Origin of the sequence: Enterobacter cloacae complex sp. R_G8 (assembly GCF_024599795.1) — a bacterium.
In the GTDB taxonomy this organism is placed as follows: domain Bacteria; phylum Pseudomonadota; class Gammaproteobacteria; order Enterobacterales; family Enterobacteriaceae; genus Enterobacter; species Enterobacter dissolvens.
The window spans coordinates 1,011,778-1,034,067 of record NZ_CP102246.1; the positions used below are offsets into that span (position 1 = coordinate 1,011,778).

Genomic DNA, 22,290 nt, shown 5'->3' on the forward strand with positions numbered 1-22,290 from the left:
CCTCAGGTTCCTCCCTCAAATCCTGCCTCACGGAGGAAGATTTCTGGCTGCGGCCAGGCCAGGCTGATGATGACCCTCAACCTGATGGACAGCCTATGAACACTTTCACCCATGCCCGCCAGCAAGCCCAGCTCTCTTTTATTGCCTCAGCAGAGAATATTGTTGTCGGTGACAGCCGCCATTGCCCGATGGCCCCTGAGAAATTAATGCAGCTTTCGTCTTCCGATCCCTGCGTCGTTGAATGCTTTGATGGCGGCCTTACCGCTCAGGTCCTGCATCTGTGTATTGAGGGCAGACACTACACCCTCAAGCAGAAACGACACGAGGCGCTGGTGCGAAATACCGATGGCCAGACCTCGTTCCTCAATGAAGTACAGAGACGCGCTGATTTCACCCGGCTCAAAAACGATCCGTTCTGGGCGGGACGATTCGATCACATCGTACCGACGATTTATGCCAACTTTCGCCAGGGGATTATTCTCTCGCCCTGGCTGCCGGGCCACTCGCCAGAAAAGGTCGATGAAGATCTGTTTGAACAGGTTTTATCAACGCTAATGGCATGCGAAGAGGCCGGTCTTATGGAGTGGGATTTGTGTCCCGGCAATCTTCTTATGGATAACGGACATCTCTGGTTATTCGATTTCGGGTATATGTATCCTTTCCAGCCTCTGCAGAGCTACAACAGCAATGGCCTGAAGGATCCCCTCTTTCACGCCTGCGAGCGTTTTGAAACCCGCTTTTTCTTCGGAAGGCTGCTCGAAGAAAATCAGCCTGAAGCCGTGCAACTGTCGCAGTATCATGCCCTGAAAACTGTGGCCCTGAAGCATTATCGCCATAAAAGAGAAAAACTGGCGTCGCAAGGCGCGGATGCGGCGGTGCTCGTCTGGCTGGATGCGATTATTACCCGCTGGCAACAGGCACTGCATGATAATCAAAGCCTGCAGCGCGGTTTCACCCTTGAGGCGTTTCGCTCACACGTTCTGGATGTCGAGGATGATTTACATGGGCAAAGCTGTACGCCACTGACCCTGAAAAGGATTGAGTACATTACTCAGTCGATCCAGGCGTGTTACGAGGTGCTTAACGATGGCGGCGCGCTTTTTTACGATAATAAAGGTAAAAGTCAGAGTGCGTTACTGGCGCAATATCAACGCAAACGTCAGCTCGCCTGTGACGCTATGCAGCCACAGTATAAGCGCTGAGAGTGACCCGCAGAAACAGCATCCGCAGGGAGAACCTGCGGATGCCCGAGCCTTATTCCTCGTCCTGCTGACTGATTTTCAAATCAATTATGCGTCCAATCTGGTCATGATAGACCGTCAGTAAATTGTACTGACTCATCTCTGAGATGATTTGCGGCGTCACGTTAAAGCTGCGGGCCAGCTCGTCGTGCTTAAGCGATGCTGCGCGGCGATGTCGTCTCGCATGCGCGCGGCGGCGATTATATTGATACCACAGGATCAGCAACCAGCCGTTGAGCGCGGCAATCAGCAAATAGATCAGCACCGTCTTAAAGGAGGCAATAATGACTCCCCAGCGGTAGTCGCTCTCGTTGGTTATCTGCATCCACAGGTTGGCATAGAGGAAAAACAGAAATCCACCCCAGGCCAGCAGGGTTAACGCTGCATCAAAAAGCCGGGGCACCAGCCGATGTTCAGTCAGGATTAACGTATTCTCGTTCATTGAATGCTCCCTTTTCCTCTGTCCGGACTGATCCAGCGCGCGCGTGAGCGCTGGCGTTTAAGCATGACCTTCGGGAAGGCGACGAGGGTGGTGAACAGGCCGATCATCCAGTACACCATCGGAAACCAGATGATCCAGAAGAGCGAACTCGCCACGTTGCGTTCATAACGTCGCTCAATGTACAAACTGACGAGGAACTGCAGCAGGCACATGATCCCCAACAGGAGTCCGGTGAATTCCGGCGGAAACAGGCTCGTGACGGTCAGGTTTGCCGGAAGCGGCGTGAGGGTGCTGATGATAAATAACAGCACCGTCACCGCATACGCGAACGCCCACAGCGTTGACAGGGCGTACTCTAAAAACAGCGGCCACATGCGATGATGTTCCCAGCGCACGATCTTGCGAAGATTGACCAGGAACACCTCCGCGCCGCCCTGGGCCCAGCGCAGGCGCTGTTTCCACAGCCCTTTTAACGTCTCCGGCATCAGGATCCAGCACAGCGCGCGCGGTTCGAAAAAGATATCCCAGTGGCGAAGCTGAAGCTTCCAGCTGATGTCGATATCTTCGGTGATCATATCCGGGCTCCAGTAGCCCACGTCCGCCAGCGCCTGACGGCGAAAGGCCGCAATGACGCCTGAGACGGTAAAGACCCTGCCGTAGATCCGCTGCGTGCGTTTGATGAGCCCAATGATCGAGGAGAATTCGCCCACCTGAATGCGGCCAATTAATGTGGAGCGCGTACGAATACGCGGGTTCCCGGTCACGGCGCCCACGTGGGGATAGTGGATCAGCGGGGCAACCAGATAAGCGGCGGTATCGCGATCGAGCAGGGCATCGCCATCAATACAGACCAGAAGATCCCCCCGGGCCGCCGCTGCGCCCGCTTTCAGCGCCACGGCTTTCCCCTGATTCTCCGCCAGATGGATGACGCGCAGACGCGGCTGCTCCTGCGCCAGCTGTTGCAGCACCTGCGCGGTGTTATCTGACGAACCATCGTTGATGGCGATAACCTCAATATTCGGGTAACGCTGGGCCAGCGCGGCACCGATCGTCTCCCGGGCGTTTCGCTCCTCATTGAAACAGGGAATGAGAATCGAAATTAACGGATCGCCCTCTAACGTCGGGGCGGGCGTTTTTCTGTTCCATGACCAGTGTCGTTCAAGCTGAAACCAGAAATAGAGCCCCCCGGTGATCCAGAACACGGACATGAACAGGGGCCAGAAGAAGACAAAATCCAGAATCAGTTCGCCGGTAAAGAGGGCGGCCACGCCTAATGGCAACCCGAATACCAGGCATAAAATTGAGAAGGCAATAAGGCGATCAGTCATTGTCAGGATACCAGTACGAAGAGAATTCAGGCCTGATACGGGACATATCAGGTTGGTTATGGATGAAATCGTCGGGGTAGTAACCGTAATGTTTGCTGCCGTTAAGCTGGAGCACGCGCATCCATTCCACCAGACGACTGTCGGGTACGGCGCGTTGCGGTGTCTGCGCCCAGTCACGGGCCTGCAGCTCAAAAATGGTTTTATTCAGCGCGCCGGGGCGTTCGGCGACGGTCTTAACCAGACGCGTTAGCCAGGCGTTGCTCTCGTCAGCCGGGACGGACTCCATCAGCGGCATGGCCATTGGCACCGTCCAGTCATACTCCGCCAGGAAGTCATCAAGATTTTGCGCAAACCACGCTTCGCTCGCCGGGTCGAGGATTGGCAGGGCGAACATATTGCGCGCGGTTTTTATCTGCGGGCCACGGATGTGCTTCACCGCCAGGCTCAGGGCGTGGGTAAACCCGATCAGCGTCTGGCTTTTCTGACGCGTCGTCTGCTGCCCGGCGTCGTCCACGTCCGTGAGCACCGCATCGTCATGGAACAAGATGCCGTTGAAGCTGGCATAGCGGGCCAGGTCTTCATAGATTTCGGTCACCTGCTGGCGAACCTGTGGGTCCCACGGCGAAAGCCGGGTATAGGGCTCGGTGGCGACACGCACCTGGCCCGTTTGACGATCCCGGCGCTGCACGCGCGGCAGGGCAGGGGAGAGATCGAACGAGAGAACCGGCATCCACGCGTAGACTTTTACGCCCGCGCGGGTTTGCAGTTGCCAGGCGACAAAGTTGAAGAGATCGGCACGCACGGGCAGCTGGCGGTTGGGGAAATAGAGCGCCTTAATCGTGCCGTTGCCGAGGGGATCAGAAAACGCCTGCAGGAAAACATGGCTGATTTTCATGTCATAGACCCGCTGGATCAGCATGTTGATGTTTTTGGTCTGCTGAGCCGGATCGGGATCATAAACGTAGTCCAGATCCACGTGCATGACTCGCACAGGATCGGTCTCCTGGATCTGCGCGATGCTGCTGGCAAAAGATTTGAGCGAAGGGTTCCCGGAGATCAACAGGCGCGGGATGTTGTCGAGGTGACGCACGTCTGCCAGCCCGTCCTCAAGGGTAAAGGCCAGCTGATAACCCTGCTGTCTGGCAATGGCGAGCGACGTGCCGTTGGCAGCGCCGTAAGGCCACACCCAGGCGCGCGGCGCTTTGCCCGTCACCTGCGCGATTTTTTCGGTGACTTTCCGTACGTCATCGCCGATGCGCTGGCTGAACTGCTGGTCAGTTTCGTAGCGCCCTGTCGCGTTATCGTAAAAGCGGCTGGCAATGGCCGGTTCGCGGCTTCCCTGCGGATTGGCCGGTATGCCGTAATGTGAGGCCCAGGTATGTGAGCCAATCTCAATCAGCGGGGACTGGCTTAACTCGCGCACCATGTCCCACGTCGCGAAGCGATCGCGGGGGGTCATCAGACCGCCAAAATTCACTTTTTGCTGTGCTGGCGTATCCACCCAACTGCCGACCGGAGCCCACAGCGCCGGCACATTCCAGGCCTGGAGCAGCGGCCAGACGCGGGTGTAAAAGCTGCTGTATCCGTCGTCAAAACTGAGCAGAAAGGCTTTCGGCGGCAGCGTTTTTTTACCGTCATGGGCATCCAGAATATCCTGCACGCTGATGGCGTTATACCCGTTATGCACAAGCCAGCTTATCTGCTCGTTTAAAGCGCTGGTCCGTACGGAGAGGTAGCGCTGATCGGCGGCATCATCTTCCACATCGTGGTAGGCCAGCACGAGAAACTGATTCTTTGGCCAGGGTTTACTGGCTTCCGGCTGAGGTCTCTCGTGGGGCGAAACAAACGAAAGGGCCTGTGCGCAGACGCTCGCGCTGAGGCATAACCAGCCGATGATGAGCAGGCCCACACGAAAACGAATGTTCAACATATTCATCCTTAAAACCGTAAAGTCGCATCGAAGGTGACGGAGAGATTGCTTTCTCGTTTACCGTCGTAAGGGCGCTTATCCCAGTTCAACATCACGCCGGTATCGACGACGTTGTTCCATTGAACGCGTTGCCCGTAGCCGAGCAGCGTGATGGCGCCGGCGGACTGATTTTTCTGCCAGTAACCTCCGGCTCCGGCGACCAGTTGCTGGCTCCAGAGGGTGTCGTAATAGCGGTACAGATGATGATCGACGGACAACGCAGCCGTCGCGGACAGATCCCGCTCGGGGTTGTAATAGAGCGTATCCCGCAGGCTATTCGTGCTGGCGGAGATGCCCGGTTCAAGATCCAGCGTCAGGGTCGGCGTTTGCCAGAGCCGCTCCTTGCCGGTGAGGGTGTACTCCTGTCGGCGGTTATGGTCGGAAAAATGGCTGACTGCGGCGCTGAGTTGATACTCGCGACGCTCGTTCTGATACCAGCGCACCCAGCCTTCCGCGCGGTCTGCACGGATCCCGTTCCGTAACGCCCGCAACGGCGTGGTGCGTGATACCCGTTCGAGGCTGCCGCCAGATTGCCAGCGATCGTTCAGACTGTACTGACCGGAGAGGCGAGCGCCAGGTGTGCTGGTGCCGTGATAACGGTTGCCGGAGAGCTCCGCTTCAAGCCAGATATCCCGGGACCGCCATTCGACGCCACCAACCAGATGGCGGCTGGTGCCTTTACCTTCGTCAAACTTGCCTTCTGCAAAGCGGGTGCCGCCAAACAGTCGCCAGTTATCGGCGACTGGTGGACCATAGAGCGTGGCGTCCCAGTTCAGATCGTGAGTCCCGCTGACCGGGTTGTCGGAGTGCAATCCCTTGCCTGCGTTCAGACGCAGTTCAGACATATGATGTACATTTCTGAGCCTGTCCAGGCGCTGGACGCTGCGATCGCGTGGCGCACGGACGAGCAGATCGTCGGTCAGGAGTTCCATTTGTCGCCACTCCTGCAGATCCATCGCGACGTAAGCCTGCTGCTTCTCCAGCTCTGTATTTGAGGGCTCCAGTACTTCCGCCATTTTGAGCTTTTGCTCTGCCGCACGTGACAGGCCGCGGGCCTGAAGCAGGGCGGCATAATCAATCTGTAGCCCCTGATTGCCGGGCGCCGTGGCGGCCAGACGGTGCGCCAGTGCTCCGGCTTCCGGCAGGGCATTTGTTGCCAGCAAATACTGAAACGTGAGCGACTGGCCGATAAGCCATTGATCGTTGGGTTTGGCGGTTGGCGAACCGAAATCGTAGCGGGTCCAGGAGGCGTGACGGGTTATCCGCTCGACATACTGACGGGCGGCCTGATACTGCCCGGTATCCAGCCAGGCATAGAAAAGCTGATGCTCTTCGTCCTGCGGGTTACGTGCATAGTCAGGATACTTTTGCAGGAGTGCCAGGGCTGCATCGGCGTTTTGCTCCTGCAGATACGCGGAGATGACCCAGCCGATTGCCCAGCCCGGCACCGGATGGTGCGCTGACGTCAGCGTGTGATATTCAGCGATCACCTGCGGATAATCACCCTGCGCATACAGCGCACCAAGGCGGTCGACGCGGGCGCGAATGATATCTTCTGCCGCCTGCGGTTCGTGTTGCCAGCGGGCAAGCAGAGCGTCATAGCGATTCAGTGCGGCTTGCGCCAGACGCAGGCGCTCTTTTTCCGTACGGCCAGGCACATCAGCCAGGCGTACCTGTTCGGCGGCGGCGTTAAGTTCAAGCTGGCGTCGTTGTGCCGGAGGCAGAGCAATACCCTGTGACAGCCGCAGGGCAGGCGTACTGACCCGGTTATCGTTCAGGTCGTCGATGAGCGCACTGAGCTGTGCTTTATTCTCGGGGGCGCTCTTCAGGGCGCGGGTGTCCGCTAATAAACGATCCCAGCTTTTCCCCTGGCGTAAGTACACATAGGCGAGCGTCTCCAGGTTTATCTGGCTGGGGTGCGCTGTTACCTGCTTTTGCGCTTCCTGAAGGGCCAGTTGATCCATGCGGGCATCGGCCAGCGTTTTGATATACCCGACACGGTAGTCGTCATGTTCCGGTGCAAAGCTACAGGCCTGTTTCCAGAGTGCGAGCGCAGGTTGCCACTGCTTTTGATTTCTCCAGGATTGCGCGGCTGCGGCAACGCCACGGGCGGGGAGTGGCATATAGACGTTATAACGCAACCATACCTGAATAACCTCGTCATCGCGTCCTGCCCAGGAGGCAACCTGCAGCCAGTCTGCAACTTGTTCAGGCGTCAGGGCATGCTGTTGTTGATAACGCTGCAAGTAATGGAGAAACGAAGTGTAATTACCATTACGCGCCTGCTGAATCTGTTGGTCATATACGGATTCGGCAGCCTGAACCAGAATGGGAAACAGTAATAGCAGACACAATAATTTTGGGGCGCGGTAAAAGAATAAAGTATTGAAGCGAAGTGATCTTTCCATATCTATTTGCCATTTGTTTATCATAAATCCATTGCGCAACACGGCCGCCTTTATACGTAGCGTTAAAGGCCATAAATGAGAGCGTAAAATGTGAATGCAGTTACGTTATGAGGTACTTACTTAAAGGTAATTATGGATCCTTATCGTTATGGACCGGGTGAAAGGTAATGTACACCTGATATGTTGACGGATAAATATGTTGAAAAGCCGGGTTGTTGTTTTGAGATAATTCTGTATTCAGGTGATTTTTATGATTATTTTTAACGAATGCTATATTTCTAATGTCTTGATATATAATGTATTTATTTTTATTGTGACGTTTTTGTTTATATTTTTAATGCGCCTGTGCTGCATAAATTAAAGTACTTTCCGGTGCATGTTTGGGAAGTTTCGTGACAAAAATTCTTAATATCTTGAGGGGTGACTTTTCTGCGATTGTTTTTTACTTATAATTAATAGCAGACATTGAGTGATAGTCTATGGGAAGTCTTACAAATCAATGTGTGTGTCGAGGGATGATCAAAGCCAGAATACATTTATCGTTCATATAAAAGCGCTATAAAACGAAGGCGTCTTCTTTCTGAAGGGTCGTTCTTGCTTTAATCTAAAAGGGATGGTTAGTGGCAACTTCAATAGTGTTAGTGACACAGGATCGCTACCTCGTCAGGGGAATGAGGATATTTTTTCCGGATATAATCCTGCTGGATTCGATTGACAGAAAGATATTTGATAACAGTGCAGATGAATATTCTGTGCTGATTGACAGTCGTTCACCGCTCCGTCTGTATGATTATCTGATACGCCATCCGGCCAGAACGAGAAAAACAATCGGCTGCGTGATGCTCGATATGCGGCACCGGGAGGAGAATCAGCTCAGCATGAAGATGTTTATGAATACTGCGCTTCCGGTGGCTGACATGGCGTCGTTGTTTAATCTGGTGCTGAATATGAAAGGCAGGCGTCTGACAACCAAATGGCTGCTTAACTTACGGCTGAGTACCCATGAAGCGATTATGCTGCGGCTGCTCAGGGCGGGCATGTCGATGGAAGAGGTGGCGGAGGAACTGAACACCTCGATTAAAAGTCTCTACCGCACGCGAACGGCGCTCTCTGAACGGCTGGGGGCGGAGAATTTTAACGAGGCGTGTTTGTTTATCTTTAAAAACAAACTGCTGGATGGAGATGGGAACGATCCCTGATTGGGTCATAAACCAAAAAAAAACCGCCACGAGGGCCGGGTCGACGTAGCGCAACCCGGCACTTCAGCGTTGATATCAATCAGAACGACCAGCGCAGATTAGCGTTAACCGAGTTGACGCGGGTATCGGCACCATATTGCCCCTGATAGCCCACATCCAGCGTCGCAGCACGCGACAGCTGCACGCTCACGCCGATATCACCCACCATCACGTCCTCATCCACGGTCTGACCCTGAGTAATGAACGCGTCGCTGCCCGCAAACGCCATGCGCGAAGAGGTATTCTTATCGCCATAGGCGTGCTGCCAGCCCAACGAACCGTAGAGGTTAACGTTCTTCGGCAACGCGGTCACACCGCGCACCCCGAGGGTGGAATAGAAGGTGTTCATGGTTTCATTACGTACGCTCAGCGCGGCGGCACCGCCGTCCTCTCTGAAGCTGTCGGTATGCAGTCGGATCCAGGAGAGGTTAACAAAGGGCTCGACATTCATCTCTGGCTGGCCGAAACGGTAACCCGCTTCGGTGAACGCCAGCAGCGAGTTGGCGTCGTAATCTGACTTCAGCCGATCCGAGAAGCCGCTGAAATCAACGTTGCGCTCGCCTTCGATCTTGTGCCAGGTGTAACCCAGCGCGCCGCGAAGGGAGAACGCATCCTGTTGACCCGCTGCATACAGGCCGAGGTGATAGTTGTCGGTATCCGTTGAGGAACGACGGCTGTCGACGTCGTAATCCCCGCGGCTGTAGCCGAAGTAGCCACCGACACGCACGTTATGGTCCGCCAGCTTGCGATCTGCCCCCAGCAGGAAACCGGTGGTGTTGCCGTCCAGTTTGCCCACGTTACCGTCGCCGCTGTTTCGGCTCCAGGAGCTGAAGGTCTGGCCCCAGACGCCATTGTTTTGCGGCTCCGGCTGCTGCACCAGCGACATTGCTAGCGGTGGTATCGGCAGGCTGTCGTTATCAAACGCGCGCTGCATCCGCTGGTTTAACACGTTAAACACCTGCGTGCTGCCGGCGATCAGGTTGGATTGCATCGAGGGATACACTTCACCGGAGAGTTGGTTGAACGCTTCGCGCGCTTCCGGCGCGCTCAGCACCAGCAGCGAGTTATACAGCGCCAGCGACGGGCCGCTTTGCGTCAGCGTGGAGAGCGCCCCGGCGGTATTCCACTGGTTGCTGCTCCTGGCCACGGTCTGGAAAATCCCTGGCTTGCCGCTGCCAGGATTTTCTCCGCCGGGGTTTTCACCGCCCGGATTCTCACCGCCCGGGTTTTCGCCTCCAGGGTTTTCGCCTCCAGGGTTTTCTCCTCCTGGATTCTCACCGCCCGGGTTTTCGCCGCCGGTCTCTTTCTGCGCGATGGTCAGATCGACGGCGTTAGTGCTCTGCTTGAGCGCCACGTCCAGGAAGGCGGATTTGGATATTGCTCCGGCGAACTGACCGTCAATGCCCCCGTCGGAAGTTAAAATGCGATAGCTTTGTCCCGTTTTATAGCTGGTTTGCGGATCCAGCGCGGTGACCTGTACTTTAGCCAGATCGCTGATGGTGGTTTTGCCCGATACCAGCAGTTGGTCGCTGCGGCCATCTCCCGCGATATCAACGTCATAGAAAGACTCGCCCACAAAATTCAGATAGCGTTTCAGCGTCAGCGTGCCGATATCGCCATCCCCTGGTGAGATATGCCCACCGGACAGGATCTCGGTCTGGCCCAGCGTACCGTTGCCGCCCAGCGTGCCGCCGGCCTTGATTGACGCGGCGCTGCTGTAACCCAGCCCATTGCTGACGTCTGAACCCGCCGTCGCGTTGAGGATCAGCGTACCGCCGTTCTCAGCGCTAAGGGTCTGAATCTCAAAAATATCGTCTTCTGGCTGGGTGTTGATGTTGCTGGCAATAATGACTTTGCCACCACGTGCGGTCACGTTCGCCTGAAGCGCTGAAAGATCGCCGTTCAGCGTTGTCTGCCCGGAGGTATTGATCACCTCACCTTCGCCGCTCATCTTGTTGCTGAAGACGTAGTTTTCGTCGGTATGGTTGAAGAAGACATAGCTGCCGAATAGCCCGCCACGCAGACTGATTGCCGTCTTCGCATCGAGGGTCCCTGCGCCGCCTGCCGTACCAAGCGTTGGCTCAGTTATACCCGTGCCGGTGTCCATGTTGCCGCGGCTGCCGATGATGAGCGCCCCCCGGTTCGAACCGGAGCCCGATGTCCCCACGATCAGCGCATTGCTGCCGGCGGAAAATGAACCGCCGTCAATAACCGACAGCACGCCATTGCCATAATCGCCCACGCTAACGCTGCTGTCGCTGGTAAAGCGCGAGCCTTTGCCCGCAATAACCAGCTCGGCGGTTTTCCCAGCCCCGGAGACGCCCGCCACCTGCACGCCGCCCACGTTAACCGCTCCGCCGTTCAGCACGTCCAGGTCGCCATTCAGCGTCAGCGTACGGCCAACATTCCACTGTGAGCCGCTCCCCGTGACGGTGGCTTTTGGGCTCAGCGTGTCGGTTTCATCCGGCCCGGTACCATTGCCGATGCGCGCATCGTAGGTGGTATCGAGCGCCGCGCCATCTTCAATCGCCAGCGTGGAGCGTGCGCCCAGATCGGGGCCTACGCTAAGAAAATTACTGGTCACGCGAGAGCCGGCACCCGTGGCGATAAGGTGGCTGTCGTAGCCGCGGGTGGTGCCGACAACGATCTCTTTTGCACTCGCCAGCGCGCCCTCTTCGACTCGCAGGGTGCCGAGGCCAAGATTCAGGTCGCCGCGCAGGACGTACTGATCGTTCACCGCGTTAAGCTCAGCGTTTGGCCCACGGACCGTGACCACGCTTTCATAAATTTGGCCGTTGAACAGCCGGCCGATATTGATGTTATAAGCGGTGATTTTGCCATTATCGATCAGCAGGTTTCCGCGTTGATTGCGTCCAACGTAAACGTCTCCGGTGTAACCCAGCGTTTCGGTAATACGCGTGTCACCATCAAAAATGGCATCGGCTGCACGTGCGAAATCGGCAGGTGAAAGCAGTAACAGCGGCGCGGAAAATAGAGCGAGGTAAAGTCTGGAAAGCGGCGTCTTAACCGCTAAAGAATGCGATGTAGAGTTATTCACGGGTTATCTCCGTACTCATTAGCGTGATGTCTGGAAAATCGGTTTTAAATGAAAAATCAGATACGACAGAAAAAGTTAAAGGCGTAATATGTGTACGCCTTTTGATATGAAGTTAATTATTTATGGGTGACCACAGGTGTACAGGTTGGCGCGCTCAGCGTCGGGGCGGATCCTAAAATCCCTGGCATCATCATCGATGAGCAATCGAAAATACGGCCTTTTTCCGTTGTCGCGCGATAAGACAGCTTTTGCCCTCCCAGTGCATCCGGTTGGGCGCCATTAACATTGGTCACGGTTATTTCATCCGATGAGCCCAGCCCCAGCATTTTAGCGGTTTCCGCCTGCAGGAGTGGAATGGCCTGATCGGTTTTCAGCGTGGAACAACCGGCTAGCATCAACGTAACGGTTAAAAAGAGTAGTGGCTTTTTCATAAATTATCCTTTATATCCAATCAGTTAATTTCTCTGATTGTATTTATGTTTTCTATTACTCAAATCAGCGAATAATATATTTCCCTTTCCTAATCGAAAAAACCCTCCTAAAGTAGGGTGGGTAGATAATAATTCATCCGTACTCTCTAATATGCGAAGGTAAAAGGAGGATCCTTTGGGGCAGAATTATGCGTTGGTCGTTGATGACCATCCATTGGTAGCAAGCGGCATCGCCAATTTTCTGATTACACATTGCCGATTTAAGCAGGCGAGTGTGGTGACGAATGAGGATGATTGCTACCGTCAAATTAGGGATAATGGCCCGCCACGTTTGCTGGTAATCGATTTTTGGCTCTCGTCCGGAACCGCGTTGAAATTACTCAAAGAAGTCAAACAACTTTACCCACAGGTAAGGCTCCTGGTGGTTAGCGGGGATGATAATAATGATATCTGGCAGAAAGTTCACGCCGCCGGTGGGCACGGTTTCGTATTGAAAAGCGAGCCACCTGAAATGTTTTCGCGGGCCGTTTTTGCCCTCACTGATAATCTCACCTGGTTTCCTGAGGGAAACGAATTTTCCGTTGAATCGAATAATGAGAAGTTAAGTAAATTTAACTTAACGCCGCGCCAAATAGACGTGTTAAATATGATTATGCGCGGCCTGCCAAATAAAAGAATCGCCGCGCAACTTTCTATTTCTGAGCCTACAGTCAAAGAACACATCAGCAATATATTGAAAAAGATAGGCGTTAACAGTCGGGTCGAAGCCATCACGCTTCTGCATGGCAAACGGGAACCGTCGGAATGAGATTTTTACAGAGCTTACAGAACGCTGGCATCTCTCCTCCCGCGCAGATCCGTTTGCTAAACAATACCTTTTTGCGGCTGGTGTTCAGCTTCAGCGCTGTCCCTTTCGTCGGCATTCCTTTCGCCATCTGGATTAATTTGCTGGGCGACGAACTCGGCCCAACCATTACCTGGATAATTATTTACCTGCTATGTGCCGTGGCGATCCGAATATTGCACCGACGCTACCAGCGCGAAGCGAAAGAGCATGATGAAGCGGATGTCCTGCGCCGCTGGCTGCCGCGTATAAATAAGATCGCTTTAATTCACGGGCTGGGGATTTCATCTCTCTATTTAATTACTCCGCAGACGCAGAACTTTGACTTTTTCCTGCTCCTGAATATCAGTATTGCCGCCATCGTTGCCGCCAATGCGACGCATCTGACGCCGGTCATCAGCACCTTTACGTGCTTTTTCTTCGCCTCCTGGGGGGTACTGAACCTTGGCATTATCTGGCGGCTGGACGATCTGATGTTCATTGTGCTGATGTTGAACCTGCTGTACGGCTTCGCCATTTACCGCCATGCGTTAACGTCGCACGCGTTCTTCATTCAGCAGGCGCTGCTTGAGGAAAAAAGCTCACGCCTGGCAGAACAGTTTCGCCAGGCCAAAGAGGAAGCCGAGCAGGCGCTGCTGGATAAAAATCAGTTCCTGACGACCGCCAGCCACGACCTGCGTCAGCCGGTACACGCCATGGGGTTTCTGATCGAAGCGATTATCCACCGAAACCGGGACGACAGCCTCACGCCCCAGCTGCTTGATCTGCAGCAGAGCGTCCGCTCGGTGCATTTGATGTTCAATTCCCTCCTTGACCTCAGCAAGATTGAATCCGGGAATGTGCTTACTGCCCCTGCCAGAGTGGACATTGGCGCGCTGCTCGACTCGGTGATCACGCTGTTTCGCGAAGAGGCCAACAGCCGCGCACTCAGGCTGCGCACCTGGCGACCTAAACGCCGCATCTACGTGATGGGCGATCCGCTGCTGGTGCGACAATCCCTGATTAACCTGATTCAAAATGCCCTCCGCTACACGCTACAGGGCGGCGTGCTGGTTGCCATCCGACCGCGCGGTGACGGGTGTATGGTGGAGGTGTGGGACACGGGTGTTGGTATTGCCGATGATGAGAAAGGTAAAATCTTCTCACCTTACTACCGCCCCGAACTGGCCTGGAAGATCGACAGTGCAGGACACGGGCTGGGTCTGGCCGTAGTTGCCCGCTGTGCCAAGCTGATGAAGGTGAAGTACGGGATGCAATCCATTGAAGGTAAAGGTTCACGCTTCTGGATGCGCTTCACCCAATATGCTGGCGACGAGATCGCGCCGGAGATGCGGCCCGCCTATGACAACACTGCCTCGCCGGTACGCTATGCGCCGCTGCACGGTTCCTGTCTGGTCGTTGATGACGACCCGCTGGTGACGTCTGCCTGGGAGAGCCTGATGAGCATCTGGGGAATCAACGTGCGCTGTGCGGCCTCCGCTGAAGAAGCGTTCGCTATCATCGACGATGGCTTTACGCCGTTTGCCGTATTGTGCGACCAGCGTCTGCGATCCGGTGAAAGCGGCTTCGACATCCTGAAAGCGCTTTTTGAACGTCTGCCGGACATGAGCGGCGCGATGGTCAGCGGCGAATTTAATTCACCGGTTCTGCTGGAGGCGGAGCAGGAAGGGTACATGGTGCTACGCAAGCCTCTGGAGCCGGCTAAACTGCATGCGCTGCTGACACAGTGGTCCGGGAGTCGTGGATAGAAGAATAGGCAGCAGCAGCGTTAAGCTTCACTGCCTGCTCCCGGTCGCCAGGCTGTAAGGCCCGCTAGCTCGCGCTGTCCTGCACGTTTTTTGTACCGGGTAGATGTCAGTTTTCGAGCGTATACTCTAAGATATGTTCAACGAGTTGATATAAATATAAATTTGACGAATATCGTCAGGTAGCGATTTATCCGTCAAATTAAGTTAAACTTCGTCCCAGGTTCAGTGAGTTATGGGACTGATAACAGAATGACCAGCGAAGAAGCACTTTTAAAATCAGGTTTTAGCAAACAAGATCTTCAAAAGCTAAAAAACAATATTGAGAATTACGGTGGTTCGTTTGATAGCGTAACGCATGATCTGGCCAATCGTTTTAAGGCAATGAAGTGGATAACTATTATTGCCTTCATCATACTGGCTTTAACTCTTTTACTTGCATCTCAGGATACAAGTCTGACACTTGCGATCACGTTATTGATTTTACTACCTTTTATCTGGTATATAACGCCAGCAAAACTTGGCTACAAATCCTGGCGTTATCGTAAAATGCTGACTAATTCTGGGACGGATCGCTGACGGACAACAGATCAAAAACAATCTTAGCTTTCACGCCATAACCAGCTATTTTCATTGTTAGCTGCGGGCGGCTCAGTGTGCTTACCTTTCGGTAATAGTCAGCAGGCAGATATCGAAACAGTCGCCAGGTACCAGGTCGCCGTAACAAGCCAAAAATGGTGTACGCATTAGCGGCCAGTGAGATTGATTTGTAGACGCCTAACCCATTCTCACGACTAAAGCCCATAAACTCAGCTGTAGACATCGCGGCATTCGCGACCAGCCCTTCACTGGTCGTGTTGTGAGTTGCGTAGCGAGCCACTTCTTTACTGATGCTGTTTGCCCCGTCAGTAACCAGTATCGCACCAGCAAGAACCCCGAGAGGGGTCATAGTGCCAATGAGGGTAAGCCCCGCAGCTATTTCAGCACCGGCCAGCACAACACTGACTGCCGAGATCACATATCCAACAATTTTGTTATTCTCTCGGATGAACTCGACTTTAGCGTAAAGTTTGGCTGCCCGCGTTCGTAATAAACGAGCTTGTTCCAGGAGGTTACAGTTTTCTTCTCTCAGAACTTTAACGCATTCCATGCATTCTTCATCTGATTTAGCCCGACGAGCTAACGTAAACTGTTGTTCTATGAGGTCACGAATTTCCTGAATAAACTTCATTCGAGTCAGACTATCGCTGAGATGAAAAGCCGACAGAGTGTTGGCTGTATTTACCAGCTTCCTGGCTTCCATATTCACCATAGTTTCCGCCCAGGCTTTATTTCTTCCACCTGAGTGCATCATGTTAAGTAATGCTGCATCCATTGTAATTTCTCTCCATTGCTTTACCGGCCACTGCTTAGACTGATAAACGACTCCCCATAACAGCCATGCGTACCAACGCACTATATAGTAGCAATGTGGTTACGTGGTCTGAAGCAGAAGTCACTTCACGGATACGTGACGCCACTCTGTTGGGATTTGTGGGGTTGATATGTGCTTTACAATACTTGAACAGATCGGTGAAGGTCAGGTTTTTCTGTTTCTGTGTGACGGTAAACACGCCAATTGCGTACCACCGGGAAGCGGGGGATGGAGGAAAGAAAAGGGCGGTAACTACTTTGCTGACTCAGAAAGCAAAAACCCCCGCCGAAGCGAGGGTTATAAATGAGTGGTGCCCGGACTCGGAATCGAACCAAGGACACGGGGATTTTCAATCCCCTGCTCTACCGACTGAGCTATCCGGGCAACGGGGCGCATTAAACCCGATTCACTCTCCGCCGTCAACGAAAAATGTTGTTTTCGTTACAGACTGCACAATCTCTCACCAGTTCGTCGTAATCCTAAGCGAAAAAGTGGGTCCACAGCGCGGAAAGCGGCATGGCGAGCAGCAGGGCGGGCAGCATATTCACCACCGCGAACATCTTGATCCCGCAGATGCGCAGCCCTGTTGCCAGCAGGAGCAGACCGCCAACGGCGGTAAAATCCGCCATCATCGCGGGCGTGGTCAGCGGAAGGATCAGGGTGGCGCAGGTGGCGAGCGCCAGCTGAATCAGCAGCATTGGCACACAAATCGCGGCCACCGCGATACCGAGCGTGGTGGCAAAAATCGTAGCGGTGAAGAAATCGAGAAACGCCTTCGCGATTAAGATGCTGGGGTCACCGGTCATCCCTTCCTGCATCGAGCCGAAAATCCCGGTGCCGCTGGCGCAAAAAAGAATAATGATGGCAACGTAGTTTTGAATAAACGTCTCGTGGGTACCGTGTTTGGTTTTGCCCGGCCGGGCTATCAGGTTTTTCGCTTTGCTGACCGCGTTGTTAATCCCCTTTTCCAGATAACAAAACTCGCCAATCAGCGCCCCGAGCAGGGTGGCCAGCACCATAACCGGCAGGTTAGCGCATTTGATCACCAGCAGAATACCAATCCCGAGTGAGGCCAGGCCGAAAATGGAGGGCATAGAGACGCGAATACGCTCCGGTAATCGCTGACTTAACACTGCACCGAGTACGCCGCCCAGCAATACGGCACCCGCGTTGATAAATGGCCCGATAACCACGGAAAACTCCTGTTACTTAATCATTGGTATTGCATGATTATGACACGCCAGCGCTCATTTAGGCTTAGCTTTGGGTGGTGAAGTGCATACTGATTCCTTCTTGCACCTCAAAATAAAAGGTGACATTATTGCGCGAATTTTCTCCTCCCTGTCTCACCGTTCGGTGAGGGTAATAGCGCCTATGAAAACCATGAAAATCGCCGTCAGCCGTGAGCTGGTTTCCACTGTGTCCACGCATCGCGAAAAGGTGACGCTGGATAACACTGATTTCACCGATGTGGCGGCAGTCGTCATTACGCTCGCGGAGAGTCGCAGCGGCATTCTTGCGTTGCTGAAACGCACGGGCTTTCATTTACCGGTCTATCTATTCTCGCAAGAGCCGACGGACGTGCCCGAGGGCGCCACGGCTGTCATCTCGGGTAAAGCGCAGGAGTTCCTGGAACTGGAATCTGCCGCCAGTCGTTACGAAGAGAACCTGTTACCGCCGTTTTTCGACACCCTGAGCCAGTATGTTGCAATGGGCAACAGCACCTTTGCCTGTCCGGGCCACCAGCACGGGGCGTTTTTCAAAAAACACCCGGCGGGACGACAGTTCTATGACTTCTTTGGTGAGAACGTTTTTCGCGCCGATATGTGCAATGCCGACGTGAAGCTCGGCGATCTGCTGATCCACGAAGGTTCCGCCAAGCATGCGCAAAAGTTCGCTGCGAAAGTGTTCAATGCGGATAAAACCTACTTCGTGCTGAACGGTACGTCGGCGGCCAACAAGGTGGTGACCAACGCGCTGCTGACCCGTGGCGATCTGGTACTGTTTGATCGCAATAACCACAAATCCAACCATCACGGGGCGCTGATCCAGGCGGGTGCGACGCCGGTGTATCTGGAAGCGGCGCGTAACCCGTTTGGCTTTATCGGTGGGATTGACGAACACTGTTTTGACGACGCGTACCTGCGCAATCTGATCCGCGACGTGGCGCCGGAGAAGGCAGACGAGACCCGCCCGTTCCGCCTGGCGGTGATCCAGCTGGGTACTTACGATGGCACGATCTACAACGCCCGTCAGGTGATCGACAAGATCGGCCATCTGTGCGACTACATTCTGTTTGACTCCGCCTGGGTGGGCTACGAGCAGTTCATTCCGATGATGGCGGAAACCTCCCCGCTGTTACTGGAGCTGAACGCGAACGATCCGGGCATTTTCGTGACCCAGTCGGTGCATAAACAGCAGGCCGGGTTCTCGCAAACCTCGCAGATCCATAAAAAGGATAACCACATCCGGGGCCAGGCGCGTTTCTGTCCACACAAGCGCCTGAACAACGCGTTTATGCTGCACGCCTCCACCAGCCCGTTTTATCCCCTGTTTGCGGCGCTGGATGTGAACGCAAAAATTCACGAAGGGGAGAGCGGACGCAGGCTGTGGGCGGAGTGCGTCGAGCTGGGGATTGAAGCGCGTAAGGCGATCATTGCAAATTGCCATATGATCAAACCGTTTATTCCGCCAGTGGTGGCAGGCCGTCCGTGGCAGGATCATCCCACTCAGGCCATCGCCAGCGAACGTCGTTTCTTCAGCTTTGAGCCGGGCGCGAAATGGCACGGATTTGAGGGTTATGCCCGCGATCAGTATTTTGTCGATCCGTGCAAGCTGCTGCTGACCACGCCGGGTATCGATGCTGAAACCGGGGAATATACCGATTTCGGTATCCCGGCGACCATCCTCGCACACTATCTGCGGGAAAACGGCATCGTGCCGGAGAAGTGCGATCTCAACTCGATCCTCTTCCTGCTGACGCCTGCCGAAAGCAGCGAGAAGCTGGCGCAGCTGGTGGCGATGCTTGGCCAGTTTGAACAGCATATTGAAGACGATACGCCGCTGGCGGACGTGTTGCCGACCATCTACCAGAAATACCCGGTGCGCTATAGGGATTACACACTCCGCCAGCTGTGTCAGGAGATGCACGATCTTTACGTCAGTTTTGATGTGAAAGATCTGCAGAAGGCGATGTTCCGCAAGGAGAGCCTGCCTGCGGTGGTAATGAATCCGCAAGATGCCAATCAGGCGTATATTCGCGGGAACGTGGAACTGGTGCGCATCCGTGATGCTGAAGGGCGTATTGCCGCCGAAGGCGCGCTGCCGTATCCGCCAGGCGTGCTCTGCGTGGTGCCGGGCGAAGTCTGGGGCGGGGCGGTGCAGCGCTACTTCCTGGCGCTGGAAGAGGGGATTAACCTGCTGCCGGGCTTCTCGCCGGAGCTGCAGGGCGTTTACAGCGAAAAGGATGCCGACGGAATTAAGCGGCTTTATGGGTATGTATTGAGATAGTGCGGGCTGTTGCCCTCACCCTAACCCTCTCCCACAGGGAGAGGGAACTTTTCTTCAAACCGCACTACGTTTATACATCCTCCGCGGATGCCCAATCTTGCCGTACAGCATCTCCACCGTCAGAAAACCTGCCTCCACGCAGTGCTCCAGATAGCGCCGGGTGGTGGTTTTACTCAGCCCCGTTTCGCTTACCACCTCATCCACCGTAAAACAGTGTGTCGCCTTGTCGTTAAACAGCGCCTGCACTCGCGCCAGCGTATTTTCCTCAATGCCTTTGCTGCCGTTGTCCTGACGGTAGTTTTTCGCCTGTAGCTGATAGAGGGAATCGACGTTCTGCTGGTCGACAATCTTCCAGACCCGCTGTTGCTCAGCAAACTGCACAAAACGCTCCAGCGACTGGCTGAGCCGCTTCCAGGAAACCGGCTTCAGGATGTAATCAAACGCCCCGTTACGAATGGCCTGGCTGCAGGTGTCCATATCGCTGGCGGCAGTGATAAAAATCACCGAGCAGTTGGCGCGGGCGAGCATCGGGTTACTGATAAGGGTGATACCTTTCCCGTCCGGCAGGTAGTTATCCAGCAACATCAGCTGCGGCTGTTTACTTTCAAGCTCAACCTGCGCTTGCGCCAGCGACGAGGCAATCCCCACCAGTCTCAGACGCGGATGTTTGCCGATCAGCTCTGCGTGCAGTTGCGCCAGTTCGTTCTCGTCTTCAACAATCAGTACGTCGATAAGTTCATGTTGCATAATCGGTATTTTCCTGTTCCTGTGCGGGATGCCGGGCGGTTCCCGTGGCGGGGATGAACAGTGAGAAAATCGCCCCCCGCGGCGTGTTATCGGCAACCTCGATTGCACCGCCAGCCTGTGTGACATAGCTTTCGATCAGATACAAACCAATACCGTGATCGCCGCGCGTTTTGGTGGTGATGCCGCGCTCAAATATCCTGTCACGGATCTCCGGTTTAATGCCCACGCCCTGATCGGCCACTTCGATGATGAGTTCTTGTTCGCTCAGTTTTATCAGCACTTCCACAGGAGCATGCGGAAGCGGCGAGCGCTGGGTCGCTTCAATGGCGTTATCCAGCAGGTTGCCAATGATAGAAATCAGCGCCTCTTCAGGCAGCGCGAGGAACGGTCTGTCCAGCCGACAGGCCGGGTCGAAATTCAGCTCCACCCCTTTCTCCCGCGCCCGCGCGGCTTTCCCCAGCAGCAGGCCGCACAGGGTCGGGGAGCTGAAGCGCGAAGAGATAAAGTCCAGCAGCTCCTGAGCGTGTTCCGACTGCGCCTGAATGTAGCCAATCGCCTCCTCGTAGCGGCCCATATGCAGCAGACCGGAGAGGGTGGTCATCCGGTTTAGCTGCTCGTGACGCATGATGCGCAGGTTATCGACATAGCGTTTGACCTGGCTGAGCTGGGCGCTGAGCGAGTCGATCTCGTTGCGATCGCGGAAGGTGATCACCCAGCCCTGCAGCGAGTTCTCAAGCATGATGCGCACCCGGCTGGCGATCACCGTGAGATCGTTAAAGCGGCAAATCTCGTCATGGGTGTCTTTGGCGAGCATGGTTTGTGTTTCGAAGAACGGCACCGGATCGATCACCTCGTTTATCAACTGCCCGCGCAGTTCCCGGGCAGGCTGGCTCAGGCCCAGCAGTTTGCGCGCCGCCTGGTTGATCACTTCAATTCGCCGTTCATCGTCAATGGCGATCACCCCTTCATAAATGGACTCCATCATCGCCTTCTGCTGGCGCACCAGCAGACCGATCTCTCTCGGCTCCAGGGAGAAAATCTGCTTCTTGATACTGCGGGTAAAGAACCAGGAGAAGATAAAGAGGGCAAGCAGTAGCAGTACGGCGGCAATCAGGATGTTGACCACTTTACTGACGGTGATGGTATCAAGGTAGCTGGTGAGATAGCCCACCGAGACAATCCCCACCACCTGACCGGCATCGTTAAAAATGGGCGCTTTGCTGCGCAGCGAAATGCCCAGTCCTCCCTTGCGGATGGTGGTGGTGCTTTTGCCGTGCAGCACCTCTTCGTTGTCGCCTCCGACCAGCGTATGACCCACTCTGTCTGCAAAAACGGAATGAAACAGATGCAGCCCCTTGTTATCGCCAATCACAATAAAACTGGCGTCACTGTGGGTGGCTATTTTCTGCATAAAATCGTGAATGGCGTTGATATCTTTTTGTTCGACTTCTTTTCGCAATGACGGAATAAGCGCGATCTCTTCAGCCTGTATTTTTGCGCGTGCACTCATTTCCTGATAAAGCTGTCGGCCAACGTCGACATAATAATATCCTCCCAGTAGCGCAAAAAGCACTGAGAAAAAGACAACCAGCGAAACAAACAGCTTAATCTGAAACGATACTTTCATAACTATCACGCGTGGTATCAACGAAGATCGCCAATATATCATCTTTTTTCATGCGGATGCCCGCTTTGCAGAAAACTTGTGATCCCTTGCACAGCAAGGGCTGTAAAAGATTTATCTGAAAGGCTTTCGCGCTTAACTGCGCACAATTAAATGTTATTTGTTTGTTCAATTTAGAAAAGAAACCATAAAAACCACGGCAATAAATAAGGGGCAAATCACATTAAATAAAAGAAACCATTAAAACCATAGCTGCCATTAAAACTTCGCTTTTAATATGCCATTCCTCAC

At 54.3% G+C, this 22,290-nt stretch carries 16 protein-coding genes and 1 tRNA gene; 6 read left to right on the forward strand and 11 right to left on the reverse strand.

The annotated features are described in order from the left end of the window. Window positions 1–95 precede the first annotated feature (95 nt). A complete protein-coding gene (locus tag NQ842_RS04840; RefSeq protein ID WP_257256575.1) occupies window positions 96–1,202 on the forward strand; it encodes a phosphotransferase in 1,107 nt (368 codons plus the stop codon). 52 nt (window positions 1,203–1,254) lie between these two features. Here the strand turns inward: NQ842_RS04840 and pgaD are convergent, their stop codons facing one another. Genes pgaD through pgaA form a run of 4 tightly spaced genes read right to left on the reverse strand, consistent with a single transcriptional unit; the run spans window position 1,255 to window position 7,388 of the window. Further along, on the reverse strand, window positions 1,255–1,683 hold the full coding sequence (pgaD, locus tag NQ842_RS04845; RefSeq protein ID WP_014833252.1) for a poly-beta-1,6-N-acetyl-D-glucosamine biosynthesis protein PgaD: 429 nt from the start codon (window positions 1,681–1,683) through the stop codon (window positions 1,255–1,257). Continuing rightward, entirely contained in the window at window positions 1,680–3,011 is a 1,332-nt protein-coding gene (pgaC, locus tag NQ842_RS04850) for a poly-beta-1,6-N-acetyl-D-glucosamine synthase (RefSeq protein WP_118283374.1), read from the reverse strand. Before pgaC ends, pgaD begins: the two co-directional genes overlap by 4 nt. Next, window positions 3,004–4,941 (reverse strand): poly-beta-1,6-N-acetyl-D-glucosamine N-deacetylase PgaB, encoded by a 1,938-nt coding sequence (gene pgaB / locus NQ842_RS04855; RefSeq protein WP_014833250.1) that lies wholly within the window; start codon window positions 4,939–4,941, stop codon window positions 3,004–3,006. The genes pgaC and pgaB overlap by 8 nt, the downstream gene beginning before the upstream one ends. Before the next feature lie 8 nt (window positions 4,942–4,949). Beyond that, window positions 4,950–7,388, reverse strand: coding sequence for a poly-beta-1,6 N-acetyl-D-glucosamine export porin PgaA (pgaA, locus tag NQ842_RS04860; RefSeq protein WP_257256576.1), 2,439 nt, complete (start codon window positions 7,386–7,388; stop codon window positions 4,950–4,952). Between the two features lie 671 nt (window positions 7,389–8,059). Between pgaA and NQ842_RS04865 the strand changes: the two genes are divergently transcribed. Continuing rightward, window positions 8,060–8,587 carry a LuxR C-terminal-related transcriptional regulator gene (locus tag NQ842_RS04865; protein ID WP_014833248.1) on the forward strand — a complete coding sequence of 176 codons (528 nt, stop codon included), beginning with the start codon at window positions 8,060–8,062 and terminating at the stop codon, window positions 8,585–8,587. A gap of 79 nt (window positions 8,588–8,666) precedes the next feature. Here NQ842_RS04865 and NQ842_RS04870 read toward each other — a convergent pair whose 3' ends face one another. Together NQ842_RS04870 and NQ842_RS04875 are read right to left on the reverse strand one after the other, a co-directional pair. Next, on the reverse strand, window positions 8,667–11,684 hold the full coding sequence (locus tag NQ842_RS04870; RefSeq protein WP_257256577.1) for an autotransporter domain-containing protein: 3,018 nt from the start codon (window positions 11,682–11,684) through the stop codon (window positions 8,667–8,669). Between the two features lie 116 nt (window positions 11,685–11,800). Further along, complete coding sequence (locus NQ842_RS04875; RefSeq protein ID WP_013098694.1) at window positions 11,801–12,115, reverse strand: lipoprotein; 315 nt, start codon at window positions 12,113–12,115, stop codon at window positions 11,801–11,803. A 175-nt stretch (window positions 12,116–12,290) separates the two neighbouring features. Between NQ842_RS04875 and NQ842_RS04880 the strand changes: the two genes are divergently transcribed. From NQ842_RS04880 to NQ842_RS04890, 3 genes are all read left to right on the forward strand, one after another. Further along, window positions 12,291–12,923 (forward strand): response regulator transcription factor, encoded by a 633-nt coding sequence (locus NQ842_RS04880; protein ID WP_013098693.1) that lies wholly within the window; start codon window positions 12,291–12,293, stop codon window positions 12,921–12,923. Then, entirely contained in the window at window positions 12,920–14,707 is a 1,788-nt protein-coding gene (locus NQ842_RS04885) for a hybrid sensor histidine kinase/response regulator (protein WP_257256578.1), read from the forward strand. Before NQ842_RS04880 ends, NQ842_RS04885 begins: the two co-directional genes overlap by 4 nt. Before the next feature lie 249 nt (window positions 14,708–14,956). After that, entirely contained in the window at window positions 14,957–15,283 is a 327-nt protein-coding gene (locus NQ842_RS04890; RefSeq protein ID WP_014833244.1) for a hypothetical protein, read from the forward strand. On the opposite strand, the gene NQ842_RS04895 is transcribed toward NQ842_RS04890, so the two are convergent. The 3 genes from NQ842_RS04895 to NQ842_RS04905 all read right to left on the reverse strand — a co-directional run bounded on the left by NQ842_RS04895 (window position 15,261) and on the right by NQ842_RS04905 (window position 17,311). Then, window positions 15,261–16,079, reverse strand: a complete 819-nt coding sequence (locus NQ842_RS04895) for a DUF4225 domain-containing protein (protein WP_014833243.1) — start codon at window positions 16,077–16,079, stop codon at window positions 15,261–15,263. The two genes, NQ842_RS04890 and NQ842_RS04895, sit on opposite strands and share 23 nt — an antisense overlap. A gap of 347 nt (window positions 16,080–16,426) precedes the next feature. Beyond that, window positions 16,427–16,502: transfer RNA gene (locus NQ842_RS04900), tRNA-Phe, on the reverse strand. 95 nt (window positions 16,503–16,597) lie between these two features. Further along, window positions 16,598–17,311: a DUF554 domain-containing protein gene (locus tag NQ842_RS04905; protein ID WP_014833242.1), complete on the reverse strand. Its 714-nt coding sequence runs from the start codon at window positions 17,309–17,311 to the stop codon at window positions 16,598–16,600. 181 nt (window positions 17,312–17,492) lie between these two features. Here NQ842_RS04905 and NQ842_RS04910 point away from each other — a divergent pair, with 181 nt between their 5' ends. Beyond that, window positions 17,493–19,628 carry an ornithine decarboxylase gene (locus tag NQ842_RS04910; RefSeq protein WP_125365587.1) on the forward strand — a complete coding sequence of 712 codons (2,136 nt, stop codon included), beginning with the start codon at window positions 17,493–17,495 and terminating at the stop codon, window positions 19,626–19,628. A 54-nt stretch (window positions 19,629–19,682) separates the two neighbouring features. Here NQ842_RS04910 and NQ842_RS04915 read toward each other — a convergent pair whose 3' ends face one another. Beyond that, a complete protein-coding gene (locus NQ842_RS04915) occupies window positions 19,683–20,375 on the reverse strand; it encodes a response regulator (RefSeq protein WP_014833240.1) in 693 nt (230 codons plus the stop codon). Further along, window positions 20,365–22,002, reverse strand: a complete 1,638-nt coding sequence (locus NQ842_RS04920) for a sensor histidine kinase (RefSeq protein ID WP_046888620.1) — start codon at window positions 22,000–22,002, stop codon at window positions 20,365–20,367. Before NQ842_RS04920 ends, NQ842_RS04915 begins: the two co-directional genes overlap by 11 nt. Window positions 22,003–22,290: the final 288 nt, after the last annotated feature.